Source organism: Herbaspirillum sp. SJZ106 (assembly GCF_006715495.1).
GTDB lineage: Bacteria > Pseudomonadota > Gammaproteobacteria > Burkholderiales > Burkholderiaceae_D > Herbaspirillum.
The window spans coordinates 462,174-478,927 of sequence record NZ_VFNI01000004.1 but is presented as its reverse complement, the minus strand read 5'-3'; the positions used below and the strand labels follow the sequence as shown (position 1 = coordinate 478,927).

Genomic DNA, 16,754 nt, shown 5'->3' with positions numbered 1-16,754 from the left:
GATTTCGCTGGCGCAGACCAGTCAATTGCTGTGTTTGCGACGAGTTCCCCCTCGTCTGCAAACATTTCACCCTGCCTTGATCTCCCGTCCTGGCGGGGTGTTTTTTTTAAAATTTCAGGTCTAATTTACCGGCAAGATCATCAAGAATGGAGTCCAAACGAATAACAAGAGCTCAAATGCAAGAGCAGACACGAACCCGTTTACTAGATGCCGCCAAAATTTGCATTTCTAAAAAGGGCTATAGCGGGAGCAGCATAGATAACATCACAGAGCAGGCTGGCTATACGCGCGGCGCGTTCTATTCAAACTTTGCAAGTAAGAAAGATCTATTTATAGAGCTGCTTCGCCGCAACGAATACTTAGATCAAATAGTCTCACTGAATCTATCCATGGCAGACTTGAATGACGAAGATCCCAAAAGCATACTGAATTTGGTATATCTGCATCAACATCTGGACCAAGAAAATACTATTCTTTGGCTTGAGGCAAGTTTGTACGCAGCTCGTGATCTAAATTTTCGACACCGCCTGATAGCTCTCATTCTCGACAAGCGGAAATGACTGGATAAGCTAACTCTAGGCATTGAGTTGGCATTGAGTTCTTTTTAAAAAATAGAGGCAGCGCCAAAAAGCTGTTGAGTTGCCGCTCGTCGTCGACGCATTGGAGAGGCCGATCCTTCCTTATAGGTGTTTTTCTGACACAGCAATCGGATACTGTCCGATCTGTTTTTTTGCGACGCGACGCTACTATCCATTCCAACGCACTCGAAACCGATGGACATCAACTTCCTGGCTGGAACGTCCCCCTCCGTCTGGTCATGGAAACGTCCTTCCCCAATCGGTTTATTCCCACGAGTCGTTTCATAAGCAGAAATTCATCGGAGATTCCCCCGATCTCCGGCGTCTTATATCCCTCCCCTCAGGCCGCCTCCCCCAGGCGGCCATTTTTTTGCCTGTCGGGCCCGCCCTGTGAAAAGGCCGGCACCGATTCCCGACTCCCCGCGTCGCGGGCCGGCAACGCCGAGGCCATGATTCAGGCCTGCTTGTTGCGGGATGTCTGCCACGCCAGCCCAATGGGAAGTATTCTTATCCCAATGAGGATCTGCGGCGCCAAGAAAATCATTAACGCCAGGGCACTGGCAATGGCATGGAAAATGCTCGCCCACGGCGCTAATGCCGTTCAGTTAAGCCGAAATTTCTCCGTCGCCCTGACGGAGGTCAGGGTCCAGCGTCGTTCAACGGCCATTGAGGCACAACGAAAGACACTGGATCCCGGCCTTCGTCGGGATGACGAGTTGCAGATGGAAGGCTTAACTGAACAGCATTAGACCCACGGCGCAGTTCTTCCGATCCGATAACCCTGAATCCATCATGCCGATCAATTACCTGCGCCAGCTTACCAGTCCAGCGCGTACCGACTTATCAAACCGCCATCTCGGCCGTTCGCTGGCGTTCGTCGCCGGCGCCATCAATGCCGGCGGCTTCCTGGCTGTGGGCCAATACACCTCGCACATGTCGGGCATCGTCTCGGCATTGGCCGACGACCTGGTGCTGGGCCAGGCCATATTGCTGGTAACCGGCGCCAGCGCCCTGCTCGCCTTCACTGCCGGCGCGGCGTCTTCGGCCGTGATGATCAACTGGGGGCGCCGCCACCGCACCAACAGCGAATACGCCATGCCGCTGATACTGGAGGCCGCATTGCTGCTGTGCTTCGGCATCATGGGCAGCAACCTGGAGGGGCACCGGCTGCTGTTCGTACCGGCCACGGTGGCGCTGCTGTGCTATGTGATGGGTTTGCAGAATGCGATGATCACCAAGATCTCCCGCGCCGAAATCCGCACCACCCACGTCACCGGGCTGGTGACCGACATCGGCATCGAGATCGGCAAGATGTGCTACTGGACGATGGCTCCCGGGATACCGGGCGAACAGTTGCCGGACGACCCGATACCGCCGGCGCGCCGCAAGCTGCTGTTGCTGTCATCCTTGCTGTTGATGTTCTTCCTGGGCGGTGTGGTGGGCGCGATGGGTTTCAAGGCAGTGGGCTTCCTGGCGACCATCCCGCTGGCGGCCTCATTGTTCTTGCTGGCGCTGGTGCCGTTGATCGATGACCTGGCGCGGCACTAGGACGGTCGGCGCCCCAAAAGAGAAACGGAAAAAAGAAAAGGCGCCGCAGCGCCTTTTCTTTCGCTTGCCGTCGGCGGGCCGCCCTCAGCCTTGCTGGGGCGGGTTGATGTCCGATTGTTGCGGCTGAAGCGATTGCGACGCACTTTGGGCCATCTGCGGCATCGCAACAGCCATGCCGTCGCCGGCATCGCCTGAATTGGCGGCAGCGGAAGCGGCATTGGCGCCATTCTTGCGGCCATGGCTGTTCAGTCCGCCCTTGCGGCCCGCTTCGCGCGCCTCGGCCGAGGTGAACTCATGGGCGGCGCCTTTGGCATGGGCCGCCTTGCCGCCCATGCTGGCGATCTGGCGCTGCTTGTTCGGATCCATCGCTGCAAAGCCGCGGCTGCTGCCGGGGTTTTGTACATTTGCCATGTCTGACTCCTTTGTCTGGAATAGTCAAAAGTGAAGTGGGAGGTAAACAGAGGGCAGCCGGAGATGCAATCCTGTCTCACAGCGATGTCAGGCCGGTTGCCGGATATCGCCGATGGGGCAAACCGTCTGTCCACGTCAGCAGTGTAAAAAGCATCCACGGCAACCACTATCAGAAGAGTCCATCAGGCCATGTAGGCATTGGCTGTAGGAGATGAAGGAAAGCATGAAGATGAGCTTGCCGGTTGCAGCCAGCATTGACGCCCGTTGCGGGATCGATGTACGCCTGTTGATGCGATTTGCAGGCGATTTAAGAGATGTTGAGGAAAAACCCGGACAAGCAGCGATGAGGCTTTGGGCCGCCCCGACGCCGGCGCTTATTCCCGTTTGAGCAGCTCGGTATGCCCCCATTTGCCGGAGCGGCACAATTCGTCGGTCACATCGAGCACCAGTTGCTCGACCGCGGCGGCGGCATTGGTCAGGGGGATGTTCTTGGAGGCGCACAAGGCCAGCGTGCGCGAAATCTTTTCCCCGGCGATGGAATGCGCGACCATTTCCCCGCGCTCGATGTCCGCCAGCAGCGGCGCCACCGGCAGGATGGTGGCGCCGATATCGGCCAGGATGGCCGATTTCAGGATCGCCACCGAATTGATCTCGATCACGTTCTCCAGCGCCATGCCCCTGGAGCGCACCAGGTTCTCGATGCGCGGCCGCACGCCATGCGCCAGCCCCGGCAGGATCAGCGGCGCCTCGATCGCCTTGGCCAGTTGCACCCCGCGGCGCCCGGAAACGCCATAACGCGACTTGGCGCGGGTGATGTACATCATCTCTTCCTCGATCATCGGGGTGGTGGCGAAGGAAGACAGCTGGCCGTCGTCGAACAGCACCGCCAGGTTGATGCGGCCGGACTTCAACTGGGTGATCAGGTTGCCGGTCAGCTCCTCGGTCAGCTGCAACGTGATCTCGGGATAGGTGGAGCGCACTGCATTGAGCAGCGGCAGCGCCAGCGCGTTGGAAACGCTTTGCGGAATTCCCAGCGCCACCGTGCCGGAGGGCTTGTCGGTCGATTGCGCCACGGCCTGCTTGGCGTCCTGGATCTGCTTCAGGATCGCCAGCGCATGTTCATAAAACACCTTGCCGGCGTCGGTGGCGATCACCCCCTGGGCCGAGCGGTGCAGCAATTGCGCCTCCATCTCGTCTTCCAGCTGGCGGATCTGCTGGGTCAGGGCCGGCTGCGCGATATGCAGCACGCGCGCGGCGCGTGAGAGGGAGCCGTGGTCGACGATGGCGACGAAATACCGCAGTTGACGCAATTCCATTCGGGCAGATTCCAGTGGTTCGTGATTGATTGTCTTGTGCCGGCCGGCGCATCATTTGTCAATTTGTTTGACAACATGGGCCAATGCAGTCTCTGGCGCTACATCCCCGGCCGGCTGTTGAACATGCGCGTGCGGGCGTTCTCGATATGGCCCCGCATGGCGCGCCGCGCCCCTTCGGCATCCTGCTCGCGGATCAGGTTGAAGATATGGCGGTGCTCGTCCATCGCATCCTGCGAACGCTTCCATGGCGGGATATGCATCAGGTGGCGCAGCATGTTGACGGCGTGGCTGACATCGTATTCCAGCGTCTTCATCACCTGCACGAAACGCACATTGGCGGTGGCCATGGCGATCGCCTCATGGAAAGCGAAATCGAAATGATGGGCGATACCGCCCACGGCATTGGCCTGTTCGAAGCCTTCCAGCAGGCGCTCCATCTTCTCCAGGTCCTGCGCATTGCGGCGCAGCGCAGCCATGTAGGCGCATTCCGGCTCGATCACCAGGCGCAGCTCCAGGCCGTTCATGATGTGGCCGATGCGGGTCTCGGGCTCGGCATCCTGCGGCGTCGTCGCCAGGCCCGGCTTTTCCTTCACGTAGGTGCCGGAACCGCGGATCGACTCGACCAGCTGGTCTTCGCGCAGGCGGTCCAGCGCCTGCCGCACCACCGGCCGCGACACGTCAAACAGCGTGGCCAGGTCATTTTCCGCCGGCAGCTTGCTGCCGACCGCGATACGGCCTTCGACGATGGCGTGGAACAGCGTCTCGTAGATGCGTTCGGCAAAACGCTCCGGACGCACCGGCCCCAGGCCGGCCGCGGCCAGCGTCAGGATTTCCGGCGAACCGCCGGCGCCGCGCGCCACGTTCTTCAAATTGACAACTTTGGCCGATACCTCGCCGCTGGCCGCATCGGGGCGGCGCGGCTGGCTGGACTTCGACATATCGTCCCTCCCCGCTTGGAAACCGTTTCACAATGAAACGGCTTCTTCATCTGTCGCACGAGGGGCATGGTAGCGGATTTGCCGCGGATGCAGATAGTTTTTGCCAAAGCTGGCGCGCATTAAATAAGTAAAATAAATTGACAGCTTTTAAGGGCTGCCTTAGATTGAGCACCCATAAACCGCGCCGCCATCGCCCAGCATCACCAAGCCTTGCAGCGGACGCCACAGAACGACAGGAGACCACGTCCCATCGGGTTCGCGCATATCCAGCATATCGCGCCGGCCCGCCCTGCCGTTTCGCCTTGCCTCAGCACCTGCCCAGGACTCAACCGAAAGGACGCATCGCCCATGAAACAGCACTTCATCGACAACCGCTGGGTCGCTCCCGCTTCCGGCGAAAGCATTCCGGTCATCGATCCCTCCGATGGCCAGGCCTTCGAGGCCATCGCGCGCGGCAACGAGACCGACGTCGAACGCGCCGTCAAGGCCGCGCGCCGCGCCTACGAAGGTGCCTGGGGCAAGCTGTCGGCCGCCGAACGCGGCCGCCTGCTGATGAAATTGTCGATCAGGCTGCAGGAACACCAGGAAGAACTGGCCCAGCTGGAAGGCCGCGACTGCGGCAAGCCGATGAAGCAGGCGCGCGCCGATGCGGCCGCCATCGTGCGCTACTTCGAGTTCTACGCCGGCGCGGCCGACAAGCTGCATGGCGACACCATCCCCTACCAGGCCGGCTACACCGTGCTGACGCTGCGCGAACCGCATGGCGTGACCGCGCATATCGTGCCCTGGAACTATCCGATGCAGATCTTCGGCCGCTGCGTGGGCGGCGCGCTGGCCGCGGGCAACACCTGCGTGGTCAAGCCGGCCGAAGACGCCTGCCTGTCCATCCTGCGCGTGGCCGAGCTGGCGGCCGAGGTCGGTTTCCCCGAAGGCGCGCTCAACATCGTCACCGGCTATGGCCATGAGGCCGGCGACCTGCTGGTCAAGCATCCCGACATCGACCACGTTTCCTTCACCGGTTCGCCCAGCATCGGCAAGGTGGTGGTGCGCGCCGCCGCCGAGCACCATACGCCGGTGACGCTGGAACTGGGCGGCAAGTCGCCGCAGGTGGTGTTCGACGACGCCGATATCGACGCCATGCTGCCGGTGGTGGTCAACGCCATCGTGCAAAATGCCGGACAGACCTGTTCCGCCGGCAGCCGCTTGCTGGTGCAGCGCGGCGCTTATGAAAAAGTGCTGGATCGCCTGGGCCAGCTGTTTTCCAAATTGCGCGTGGGTTCCTCGCAGATGGACCTGGATTGCGGCCCGCTGATCCGCAAGACGCAGCAGGAACGCGTGGCCGGCTTCCTGTCCGACGCCCGCAGCGACAAGATCGCCATCGTCGCCCAGGGCAGCATCGATTCCAAGTCGCCCGCTTCCGGCTTCTACCAGGCGCCCACGCTGTTGCGCGACGTGCCGCCGCAGCACCGCCTGGCGCAGGAGGAAGTGTTCGGGCCGGTATTGGCCGCGATGCCTTTCGACGACGAAGTCGAGGCGATCCGCCTGGCCAACGGCACCGACTACGGCCTGGTGGCCAGCGTCTGGACCAATGACGGCGCGCGCCAGTTGCGCATGGCGCGCGCCATCCGCAGCGGCCAGGTATTCATCAACAACTACGGCGCCGGCGGCGGCGTCGAGCTGCCCTTCGGCGGCGTCAAGGCCAGCGGCCACGGGCGCGAGAAAGGTTTCGAAGCCCTGTACGGCTTCACCGTCCTGAAAACCATCGCGATCCGCCACGGTTGATGCCGCGGCTGATGCGCCAATCACTCATCATTGAACAGAATCACCCACAAGGAGACAACATGCGTTTGCAAGACAAAGTGGCCATCGTGACCGGCGGCGGTTCGGGATTCGGCGAAGGCATCGCCAAGGCTTACGCCCGCGAAGGCGCATCGGTGGTGGTGGCCGACATCGGCGAGGCCGGCGGCCTGCGCGTGGTGGAGGAAATCAGGCAAGCCGGCGGGCGCGCCGTCTTCGTCAAGGCCGACGTGTCGAAGGCGGCCGACATGGACCGCCTGCTGGCCGCCGCGCTGGAGCACTACGGCGCCATGCACATCATGGTCAACAATGCCGGCACCACGCACCGCAACCGGCCCATGCTGGAAGTGGAGGAAGCCGAGTTCGACCGCGTCTACGCGGTCAACGTCAAGAGCATCTTCCTGTCGGCCAAGACCTTCGTGCCGCATTTCCGCAAGGTCGGCGGCGGCGTGTTCATCAACATCGCTTCTACCGCCGGCATCCGTCCGCGCCCGGGCCTGACTTGGTACAACGGCAGCAAGGGTGCGGTCATTACCACCAGCAAGTCGATGGCCGCCGAACTGGGGCCGGACAACATCCGCGTGAATTGCGTCAACCCGGTGATCTCGGCCACCGGCCTGCTGTCGGAGTTCATGGGCGTGCCCGACACCCCGGAAAACCGCAAGAAGTTCGTGGCCACGATCCCGATGGGCCGTTTCTCGACCCCGCAGGACATCGCCAATGCCTGCCTCTACCTGGGCTCGGACGAGGCAGCGTTCGTCACCGGCGTGTGCGTGGAAGTCGACGGCGGCCGTTGCGTGTAAGCGCCTGCCCGCGCCCTTCGACAATCGAAGGGCATCTCTGCACCGCAAGCGAAAAAACGCCCGATACGGTGTATCGGGCGTTTTGTTTTGTTGCGATAAAGCCTGTCCAGCCATTGAGGACTAGACGCGCGATAAGGCTACAGGGGAATCACCCCAAGCAGTACGGCGACGCCGAGCAGGCAGAGCGAGAGCCCCCACATCCAAAACAGCGAATAGCGGATATGTTTGCCCATTTCCAGATTGGCCAACCCGAGGGCTAACCAAAGCGCGGGAGAGAATGGACTGATGAAGGTTCCGACCACATTGCCGATCACTAACGCATAGACGGTGACGGCCGGTTCAACCCCGTGCATGGAAACAATCTGCATGACAATCGGAAGCAAGCCGAAATAATAGGCATCGGTACTGAGCACCAACTCCATCGGAAGACCGAAGATGCCGAGGATGATATGCAGATGGGGAACCATGCTGGCTGGCAAGATCGTCACCAGATCGGCCGCAATCGATTTCAGCATGCCGGTGCCATCCATCATGCCAAGGAACGAGCCGGCGGCAAGAATAATGGCGCCCATCATCAACGCATTGGGGGCATGCGCCTTGAAACGCTCCATTTGCATGGGAAGCGATGGGTAATTGACCAGCAGCGCCACCGACAACCCGATCATGAATATATACGCGGACGGCAAAATCCCTACCACCAGCGCACCCAATACGCTCAAGAAGATCAAGGCATTGAGCCAAAGGAGTTTAGGACGCAACAGCGCTTCTTCCGCGCTGGAAAGCCGGTCATGCTCCTCGATATGCTCGCTGCCTGCATGGCCGGCAGACAGCCCCTGGGCCGAAATACGGCGTTTCTCCCTGATTCCCAGGACAACCGCCAGCAATACCAGGAGAACCACGCCCGTAAGCTGCACGGCGATTATCGGGCGCCATAACATACTGACATCGATTCCCGTTACCGCTGCCGCCCGCCCCAATGGCCCGGCCCACGGCAGCATATTGAGTATGCCGGCCCCAAGGGCCAGCACCATCAACATGAGATAGGGGCTCATCCTCAGTTTTTTGTACAGCGGCAACAGCGCCGGGATCGTTAACAAGAATGTCGTTGCACCGGCGCCATCGAGATGCGCCAGCATGCCCAATAATGCCGTGCCCACCGTCACCGCGATCACGTTGCCCTTGGTGATGGTCAGCATCCATTTGATGAGCGGCCTGAACAGGCCGACGTCCTGCATGATTCCGAAAAAAGTGATCGCGAAGATGAACATCGCCGCAACCTGGATCACTTTGCTCAGGCCCTGGGTGAAAAAGACCCCGAGTTCGGCCGGGCCGAAACCCGCCAATATGGCGCCCAGCAACGGGAAAAGAATCAAGCCGATGATCGGCGCCCCTTTCCCCGTCAGCAAGAAGATCACAACAGAGAAAATTGTGAGCAGCCCTAATAGGGTTATCAATGTATGCCTCCGTCTTTTTGATATTTCATCAGTTAATGTTTTTGGGCCTGTGCGTTCGATTCCGGATCGGCGGCGCGACTACTTATCGGCCGGCGCCGATGACCAGGCACTGGCCGTGCCCCTTTTCCAAAAGAATCGAACGGGATTTGAGCGCTACAGGAAAAAGCCGACTATTTGCGGCAGCGTCATTTCCCCGTAAATGCTTGCCGCCGAAAGAATGCCCCATCTTTGTATTTTTTGACGATCTGACGCAAAGGATCTCCGAACTCTTGTATTTGACTCGTATGTGTCTTCGTACATTTTTGAATTCAAGCGATCCGAGCCCCCTCATCTCGCCGCTGCCGCTCAGAAAACATCGAACGATTGGCAACGCATCCTGATAATAATATATTAATTATTATCAGGCTCTGGCGCATCATCTCTCTATATCGCGGCTACCTGGCGATCTATATTGACAACCGCACCGCCGCCACTACAATGCTGGGCACCCGCTGACCCAAGCGATGCTGCGCAAGTCATATGGCCGGATGTGGCTGGATGGCGCAGACAGACAACTATAAATATTCCGCGCACACCTTTTGGAGTGAGACATGACCTACAACGCAGGCCTGAGCGCCTCGTCCGGCAGCACCTTTGAAGATGCCACCTATGCCAAAGTCACCTGGCGGCTGCTGCCGCTGCTGTTCCTGTGCTATGTGGCCTCTTATCTGGACCGCGTCAACGTCGGCTTCGCCAAGCTGCAGATGCTGTCCGACCTCAAGTTCAGCGAAACCGTCTACGGCCTGGGCGCCGGCATCTTCTTCATCGGCTATTTCATCTTCGAAGTCCCCAGCAACATGATCCTGCACAAGGTGGGCGCCCGCCTGTGGATCGCCCGCATCATGATCACCTGGGGCATCATCTCGGGCGCGATGGCGTATGTCACCACGCCGACCATGTTCTACATCATGCGCTTCCTGCTGGGCGTGGCCGAAGCCGGCTTCTTCCCCGGCGTGATCCTGTACCTGACCTACTGGTATCCGGCCGAGCGGCGCGGCAAGATCACCGCGCTGTTCATGACCGGCATCGCCTTGTCGGGCGTGATCGGCGGCCCGCTGTCGGGCTGGATCATGCATTCCATGCCGGGCATCTGGGGCCATACCGGCTGGCAATGGATGTTCATCCTGGAAGCCATTCCTTCGCTGGTCCTGGGCGTGCTGGTCATTGTCTACATGAAAGACCGCATCCGCGACGCGCATTGGCTCAACGAGCAGGAAAAGACCCTGCTGGAAACCAACATCCGCAAGGAAGACAGCCAGAAAGAACATCTCTCGCTGTCGGAGATGTTCGCCAACGGCCGTGTCTGGCTGGGCGCGCTGATCTACTTCTGCTTCGTCATGGGTCTGTATGGCGTGAGCTTCTGGCTGCCGACCATCATCAAGACCACCGGCGTCACCGATCCGCTCAATGTCGGCTTGCTGACGGCGATTCCCTACGCCTTCGCCGCCGTCGCCATGGTGCTGATCGGCCGCAGCGCCGATGCCCGCCGCGAGCGCCGCTGGCACGTCGCGATCCCGGCCTTCCTGGGCTGCGTGGGCCTGCTGGCCTCGACCGTGTACGACCACAACACCGCGATGGCGATGGCTTCGCTGACGCTGGCCAGCGTCGGCATCCTGACCACCCTGCCGCTGTTCTGGAGCCTGCCGACGGCCTTCCTGTCGGGCACCGCGGCGGCGGCCGGCATCGCGCTGATCAACTCGCTGGGCAACCTGGCCGGTTTCGTCAGCCCGTTCCTGGTGGGCTGGCTCAAGGACACCACCCAGAGCACCAATGCCGGCATGTATGTGCTGGCGGCCTCGCTGGTGGTCGGCGGCCTGTTGACCCTGGCCCTGCCGGCCAGGCTGGTGAACAAGTAATACGCTGCCCTGTTGCGGCATACGCGAAAACGGCGGCTCTTTCGGGAGCCGCCGTTTTTTCATTGCGCCATGGCTGGCTCATCTGCGCTCGCCTGCGCAGCGAACCGGGCCGCTGCGCTCAATACCGCCAGAATCGACGCGGTAACGATGTTCGCATGCCGGCCCACGCCAAAGCGCGAACCGGGCACACCGGGCATGGCCGCCTCTACGATGGCCAGCGCCATGGCATCGGAGCCTGCGCCCAGGCTGCGCTCTTCATAACTGTCGATGCGCAGCGGCAGGCCCAGCGCCGCCACCGTCGCGGCGATCGGGCCGTTGCCGGTTCCCTGGCAGGTCTTGAGGCTGCCATCCGCATGCGCCAGTTCCAGCGCGATGCCTTGCCCGTCGGCGTGCTCGAACAGGCGGTGGCTGCGATAAATGACGCCCGGCCGCTCCCGCACCGGGGCCAGGTAGGTGCGCTCGAACGCGTCCCAGATTTGCTCGCTGCTCAGTTCCGTTTCGCTGGCGTCGGCCAGCGCCTGGACAATGGCGCTGAACTCCACCTGCATGCGGCGCGGCATGACGATGCCGTGGTCGCGTTGCAGCAGATACGCAATGCCGCCCTTGCCCGACTGGCTGTTGACGCGCACGATGCTGTCGTAAGTCCGGCCCAGGTCTTTCGGGTCGATCGGCAGGTAAGGCACGCGCCAAGGGGTATTCGCCTTTTGCGCGGCGAAGCCCTTGGCGATGGCATCCTGGTGCGAACCGGAAAATGCCGTGAAGACGAGGTCGCCCACATACGGGTGGCGCGGATGAATGGGCAAGGCGGTACACTCCTCGGCCACGCGCGCGACCGCCGCGATGTCGGAGAAATCCAGCCCCGGCGCGATGCCCTGGGTGTACAGGTTCAGCGCCAGCGTCACCACATCGACGTTGCCGCTGCGCTCGCCATTGCCGAACAGGCAGCCTTCGACACGCTGCGCGCCGGCCAGCATGGCTTGCTCGGCGCAGGCCACGCCGGTGCCCCGGTCGTTATGCGGATGCACTGACAGCACGATGTGCTCGCGCCGCTCCAGCCGCCGGTCCATCCATTCGATCTGGTCGGCGAAAACGTTGGGCGTGGAGACTTCGACCGTGGTCGGCAGGTTGATGATCATCGGCCGCCGCGGCCCGGCATCCCAGGCGCGAATGGCGGCATTGCACACCGCCAGCGAGACCTCCAGCTCGGCCATGCAGAAAGTCTCGGGCGAGTATTGCAAGATCCACTCGGTTTCCGGGTGCGCCGCCGTCAGCCGTTTAAAGAGCGCGATATGGCGTTCAACCATCTCGATGATCTGCGGCACGCTCATGCCGAAGACGATCTCGCGCCAGGCCGGCGCGATGGCGTTATAAAAATGCACGATCACGCGCCGCGCGCCGGCCACGCTGCGCACGGTTTCGGTAATCAGGTCATCGCGCAATTGCGTCATGACCATGGGCGTGACATCTTCGGGGATCTGACCGGCGTCGATGAGGTGGCGCACGATCTCGAAATCGGTGCGCGAGGCGGCGGGAAAACCGACTTCGATTTCCTTGAAACCGATGCGCACCAGTTCATGGAACAAGCGCAGCTTGCGCTCGCGGTTCATCGGCTCGAACAGCGCCTGGTTGCCGTCGCGCAAGTCGGTGGACAACCAGACCGGGGCTTGCGTCAGGACGCGTGAGGGCCATTGGCGGTCGGCGAGATCGACCGGGGAGACGGGACGGTATTTCTGGGAAGGATCGGTCAGCATGAAAAACTCCAGGGGGATCGTTGACACCCGATTCCCCTAGCCTGCAACAAGCTGACGACGGTCGGGGTCAGGGGAAATCAGGGTGGGTCATGGCGCCAACGGACGCGCGCGGACCCCGACCGGGAGCCAGCGGTAGTAGCCGTTGCGAAAGAGTGAATGCGGACATGCGTGGAATGAACCCGGAAGATTGAGTGACGGGGAATATTATTAGGCTTGCGTGCGTCGTCCATCTACATAAAAATAGACAAATTCTTTATTGATTTGGACAAACTGCACTGGCATGGGCTTTTTCTCCCCCGAAGACGGCAGCCATGCGCTCGACCTGAGCGCCCGGGAAGCCCGCGGCTTGCCGATATTCGGTGTCGCCGTGCGCTACCCGGCCGGCCATGTCGTGCCCATGCACGAGCATCCGCACGGCCATCTGATCTATGCGGATCGCGGCCTGTTGCGGGTGGAGGCAGCAAGCGGCCAGTGGCTGGTGCCGCCCACGGCAGCGGTCTGGCTGCGACCGGGCGTGGCGCACCGGCTGGTGGTGCCGGTGGCGCTGCAGGCGCATGGCCTGTTCGCGCGCGAGGATGTCTGTGCCCGCCTGCCGGCGACCGATTGCGTCGTTCATGTATCCGGACTGCTGCGCGAGCTGATCATGGCGCTGACCCGGGCCGATGCCCCGGCCGCCTCCCTCGAACGCATGCATTTGCTGGGCGCCCTGTTGACCGAGGAACTGCACGCCCAGCCCGTTCTTCCGTTTCATCTGCCGTGGCCGGCCGGCAGTGCTGGCGACGCCGATGGTCCGATACGCCGCGTATGCCAGGCGCTGCTGGACAATCCTGGAGATACCGCCACCGCCGCCGAATGGGCGGCCAGGCTGGCGTTGGGCGAAAAAACCTTCCACCGGCGCTTTCTGCAGTCGACCGGCATAAGCTTCGGCAAATGGCGCCAGCAGCTGCGGCTGATGTCGTCGCTTACCCTACTCATGCAAGGAATGCCGATCATCCAAGTGGCGCTGGCAAGTGGCTACGATAGCCACAGCGCCTACACCACGGCATTCAGCAAGCAATTCGGGCAACCGCCTTCCGCATTTGCCGCGAACAGGTAGGAATCCGTTCAACGGCCTTTCAAGGACTTTTTTTCATGGATTTCCTGCGGCGCCAGCAATTGGCGCATGGCCAGCCGCACGGCGTCGGCATGGGTGGCTTGCGGATGCAGGCGCTTCTGTTCACCGATCAACCGATCGACATGGGCGCGGTCGCCGTGGCATAGCTCGGTCATGCGCGCGGTCAGTTCGAGATAGCCTTCAGGGTCGTGCAACCGCTGTCCGCTGCGCTCCACATGCCGCAGCCAGGCACGGTCGGCGGCATAGACGGCGAGAACCCCGACGGCAAGAAACAGCAACCAGTTGAGCATGGATGGCGCTCCGGCAAAAAATGCCGATTGTGGGTACGTCCCGGCCGGTCCGCCATCGGCGGCATCCGAGAAAACCGATGAGAAAACCGATTATTTGCGCAATGTCAGAGCGACAGCCAGTCGCGCTGCACCCGGGCGTCGTCCAGCAATTGCGACGGCGTGCCGTGGAACACCACTGCGCCGCGCCCCATCACGTAGAGCCGCTGGGAAATATCCAGCGCGATGGTTTGCCGCTGCTCGATCAGCAGCACCGCCACGCCGCGCTCGCGCAACTGCCGCAGGTAGCCGGCCACCTGCTCCACCATCTGCGGCGCCAGGCCTTCGGTCGGCTCGTCGATCAGGATCAGCCGGGGATTGCCCATCAGCGCGCGCGCCAGCGACAGCATCTGCTGCTCGCCGCCCGATAAGGCTCCGGCTGCCACCTTGCGCCGCTTGTGCAGCGACGGGAACATGGCGTACATGTCATCGAAGCGCCAGCCATCGGCGGGCTGCTTGCCGCTCTTTTGGCCCAGCCGCAGGTTCTGCTCCACCGTCAAGGTGGGAAAGACGTCGCGGCTTTCCGGCACATAGGCGATGCCCCGGTGGGCGATGCCATACGTCGGCAAACCGGCGATATCCGCGCCGCCAAAGCGCACCATGCCTTCGCTGCGCACCAGACCGACCAGAGCCTTGAGCAAGGTCGAGCGGCCCGCGCCGTTGCGCCCCAGCACGCTGACGATCTCGCCCGCGCCGACCTCCAGGCTGACGCCTTGCAGCACATGGCTCTGGCCGTACCAGGCGTGCAAATCCTGCACTTCCAGCAACGGGCTAGACATGGCGGCTCCGGTTCAGGTAAAGGCGCTGCACCTCGGTATTGGCGCGGATGCTGCTGGCGTCGTCGCAGGCGATCACGCGGCCGTTGTCCATGACCGCGATGCGGTCGGCCAGGTTGAACACCACTTCCATGTCGTGCTCCACCATCAGCAAGGTCTTGCCAACGGTGACTGCGCGGATCAACGCCACCATCGCTTCGGCCTCGGCGCGGTTCATGCCGGCGGTCGGCTCATCCAGCAGGATCACCGAGGCATCGGCGGCGATGGTGACCGCCACTTCGAGCGCGCGCTGGTCGGCATAGCTGAGTTCGCCGGCGGGCACATGCGCGCGCGCCTGCAGGCCGACCTGCTCCAGCACCGCGCCAGCGCGCTCGGCGGCATCGCGCAGGCGGCCGATGCGGCGCCAGAAGGCGTAGCGGTAGCCGAGTTTCCACAAGACGGCGCAGCGCACGTTCTCAAAGGCCGACAGGCGCGGGAACAGGCTCGATATCTGGAAACTGCGCGCCAGCCCCATGCGGTTGATCTGTTGCGGCGCCAGGCGCGTGATGTCGGCGCCATGCAGCAGGACGCTGCCGCCATCGGCGCGGTAACGCCCGGAAACCAGGTTGAACAGGCTGGACTTGCCGGCGCCGTTGGGGCCGATCAGCGCGCAGCGTTCGCCGGCGCGCAGTTGCAGGTCGACGCCGCCGATGACTTCGGTGCCGTCAAAGGCCTTGCGCACGCCGCGCAGCTCAAGCGCATGGACGCTGCTCATGCCGCCTCCCGCCGTTGCGCCTGTTCGGACAATTCCACCTTCTTCCACGCGGCGCTCCAGCTTGCCGACCACGGCCGGCGCAGGCCGGCAATCGCACCGATGCCGACGCCAACCAGCACGACGGCCAGCAGCCAGGCCGAGACCGCATGCACATCGATACGCAATCCGAACAACACCACCGGCGCTACGCCGCTGCCACTGTCGCTGCCGATGTTGGCCAGGCTGCCCAGGCTCAGTTGGTAAAGCATTTCGGTAGCGAGGACGATGCCCGCCAGCACCAGCAAACCGGACAATGCCAGCGCCGCCAGCAAGCGCGCCAAGGCAGCATCCAGCGCCCTTGCCCGCATGACGCGAACGAAGTTGTCCACCAGCTTGGCCAGCCCGCCGGGCAAGGCCATCACGATCAGGATGAAGAACGCGCCAAGGTAGAACTGCCAGGCCTGGGTATAGGCCGACAGCAGCGAGGCGAACAGCACCCCGACCACGCCGCCGATGATGGGGCCGTAGAAGAAACCGGCGCCGCCGATGAAGGTGAACAGCAGGATGGAGCCGGAACGCAGCGCGCCCACGTATTCGGCGCTGACGATCTCGAAATTGATGGCCGACAGGCCGCCCGAAACGCCGGCGAAGAAGGCCGACAGGATCAGCGCCAGGTAGCGCACGCGCTGCGGATCGTAGCCGATGAAGGCGGCGCGTTCCGGGTTGTCGCGCACGGCATTGAGGATGCGGCCCAGCGGCGTGTGCTTCAGGGCATGGATGGCGACAGCGCACACCAGCAGCCAGCCGGCGATCAGGTAATACACCTGGATCTGCGGGCCGTAGCTGATGCCCATGACCGGTTCGCCCACCACCCGGTTGCCGGAAATGCCGCCTTCGCCGCCGAACAGGTCGGGGAACATCAGGGCGCATGCCGATACCAGCTCGACCAGCCCCAGCGTGATCATCGAAAAGGTGGTGCCGGCGCGGCGCGTGGTCAGGTAACCGAAGACCACGCCGCACAGTGCGCCGACCAGGCCGCCGGCCAGCGGCACCAGCGTGATCGGGAAAGGCAGGCTGCCGTCGCCGATGCGGTTCATCAGGTGGATGGCGCCGAATGCGCCCAGCCCCGAATACACCGCGTGACCGAACGACAGCATCCCGCCCTCGCCCAGCAGCATGTTGTATGAGAGGCAGAGCAGCACCATGGTGCCCATCTGCGACAGCAGAGACAGCGCCGCGCTCTGGGGGAACACCAGCGGCGCGGCCAGCAGCGCCAGCGCGAAACACAGCCAGGGGAACAAAGGACGATTCATC

The 16,754-nt window shown here is 62.3% G+C and carries 17 protein-coding genes; 8 read left to right on the top strand and 9 right to left on the bottom strand.

What is annotated here, in order from left to right; all coding sequences use genetic code 11:
- The first annotated feature begins 176 nt into the window (after positions 1–176).
- From FB598_RS15310 to FB598_RS15300, 3 genes are all read left to right on the top strand, one after another.
- Positions 177–560 (top strand): TetR/AcrR family transcriptional regulator, encoded by a 384-nt coding sequence (locus FB598_RS15310; RefSeq protein ID WP_183405869.1) that lies wholly within the window; start codon positions 177–179, stop codon positions 558–560.
- 467 nt (positions 561–1,027) lie between these two features.
- A complete protein-coding gene (locus tag FB598_RS15305; RefSeq protein WP_141915103.1) occupies positions 1,028–1,327 on the top strand; it encodes a hypothetical protein in 300 nt (99 codons plus the stop codon).
- 43 nt (positions 1,328–1,370) lie between these two features.
- Complete coding sequence (locus tag FB598_RS15300; RefSeq protein WP_141915105.1) at positions 1,371–2,126, top strand: YoaK family protein; 756 nt, start codon at positions 1,371–1,373, stop codon at positions 2,124–2,126.
- Positions 2,127–2,210: 84 nt separating this feature from the next.
- Here FB598_RS15300 and FB598_RS15295 read toward each other — a convergent pair whose 3' ends face one another.
- Positions 2,211–2,537, bottom strand: coding sequence for a KGG domain-containing protein (locus FB598_RS15295; RefSeq protein WP_141915108.1), 327 nt, complete (start codon positions 2,535–2,537; stop codon positions 2,211–2,213).
- Positions 2,538–2,760: 223 nt separating this feature from the next.
- Between FB598_RS15295 and FB598_RS20775 the strand changes: the two genes are divergently transcribed.
- Positions 2,761–2,925, top strand: coding sequence for a hypothetical protein (locus FB598_RS20775; RefSeq protein WP_183405868.1), 165 nt, complete (start codon positions 2,761–2,763; stop codon positions 2,923–2,925).
- Here the strand turns inward: FB598_RS20775 and FB598_RS15290 are convergent.
- Both FB598_RS15290 and FB598_RS15285 read right to left on the bottom strand, forming a co-directional pair.
- The gene (locus FB598_RS15290) at positions 2,912–3,853 is read right to left on the bottom strand and encodes a LysR substrate-binding domain-containing protein (protein WP_050466812.1); all 942 of its coding nucleotides are present in this window, start codon (positions 3,851–3,853) and stop codon (positions 2,912–2,914) included. The genes FB598_RS20775 and FB598_RS15290 overlap by 14 nt on opposite strands.
- A gap of 98 nt (positions 3,854–3,951) precedes the next feature.
- On the bottom strand, positions 3,952–4,791 hold the full coding sequence (locus FB598_RS15285) for a FadR/GntR family transcriptional regulator (protein ID WP_141915111.1): 840 nt from the start codon (positions 4,789–4,791) through the stop codon (positions 3,952–3,954).
- 348 nt (positions 4,792–5,139) lie between these two features.
- On the opposite strand from FB598_RS15285, the gene FB598_RS15280 reads away from it, so the two are divergent.
- The gene (locus FB598_RS15280; protein ID WP_141915114.1) at positions 5,140–6,573 is read left to right on the top strand and encodes an aldehyde dehydrogenase family protein; all 1,434 of its coding nucleotides are present in this window, start codon (positions 5,140–5,142) and stop codon (positions 6,571–6,573) included.
- A 59-nt stretch (positions 6,574–6,632) separates the two neighbouring features.
- On the top strand, positions 6,633–7,391 hold the full coding sequence (locus FB598_RS15275) for an SDR family oxidoreductase (RefSeq protein WP_141915117.1): 759 nt from the start codon (positions 6,633–6,635) through the stop codon (positions 7,389–7,391).
- Positions 7,392–7,528: 137 nt separating this feature from the next.
- On the opposite strand, the gene FB598_RS15270 is transcribed toward FB598_RS15275, so the two are convergent.
- A complete protein-coding gene (locus FB598_RS15270) occupies positions 7,529–8,845 on the bottom strand; it encodes a CitMHS family transporter (RefSeq protein ID WP_141915120.1) in 1,317 nt (438 codons plus the stop codon).
- 590 nt (positions 8,846–9,435) lie between these two features.
- Between FB598_RS15270 and FB598_RS15265 the strand changes: the two genes are divergently transcribed.
- Positions 9,436–10,740, top strand: a complete 1,305-nt coding sequence (locus FB598_RS15265) for an MFS transporter (protein ID WP_141915123.1) — start codon at positions 9,436–9,438, stop codon at positions 10,738–10,740.
- A gap of 59 nt (positions 10,741–10,799) precedes the next feature.
- Here the strand turns inward: FB598_RS15265 and FB598_RS15260 are convergent, their stop codons facing one another.
- Positions 10,800–12,491: a 2-isopropylmalate synthase gene (locus FB598_RS15260; RefSeq protein ID WP_141915125.1), complete on the bottom strand. Its 1,692-nt coding sequence runs from the start codon at positions 12,489–12,491 to the stop codon at positions 10,800–10,802.
- Positions 12,492–12,771: 280 nt separating this feature from the next.
- Here FB598_RS15260 and FB598_RS15255 point away from each other — a divergent pair, with 280 nt between their 5' ends.
- Entirely contained in the window at positions 12,772–13,587 is an 816-nt protein-coding gene (locus FB598_RS15255; protein ID WP_141915128.1) for a helix-turn-helix transcriptional regulator, read from the top strand.
- Positions 13,588–13,595: 8 nt separating this feature from the next.
- Here FB598_RS15255 and FB598_RS15250 read toward each other — a convergent pair whose 3' ends face one another.
- The 4 genes from FB598_RS15250 to FB598_RS15235 form a co-directional block, all read right to left on the bottom strand.
- A complete protein-coding gene (locus FB598_RS15250; protein WP_141915130.1) occupies positions 13,596–13,895 on the bottom strand; it encodes a hypothetical protein in 300 nt (99 codons plus the stop codon).
- A gap of 104 nt (positions 13,896–13,999) precedes the next feature.
- Positions 14,000–14,710 carry an ABC transporter ATP-binding protein gene (locus tag FB598_RS15245; RefSeq protein ID WP_141915133.1) on the bottom strand — a complete coding sequence of 237 codons (711 nt, stop codon included), beginning with the start codon at positions 14,708–14,710 and terminating at the stop codon, positions 14,000–14,002.
- Positions 14,703–15,461 carry an ABC transporter ATP-binding protein gene (locus FB598_RS15240; RefSeq protein WP_141915136.1) on the bottom strand — a complete coding sequence of 253 codons (759 nt, stop codon included), beginning with the start codon at positions 15,459–15,461 and terminating at the stop codon, positions 14,703–14,705. Before FB598_RS15240 ends, FB598_RS15245 begins: the two co-directional genes overlap by 8 nt.
- Positions 15,458–16,753 carry a branched-chain amino acid ABC transporter permease gene (locus tag FB598_RS15235; RefSeq protein WP_141915138.1) on the bottom strand — a complete coding sequence of 432 codons (1,296 nt, stop codon included), beginning with the start codon at positions 16,751–16,753 and terminating at the stop codon, positions 15,458–15,460. The genes FB598_RS15240 and FB598_RS15235 overlap by 4 nt, the downstream gene beginning before the upstream one ends.
- Position 16,754 lies beyond the last annotated feature (1 nt).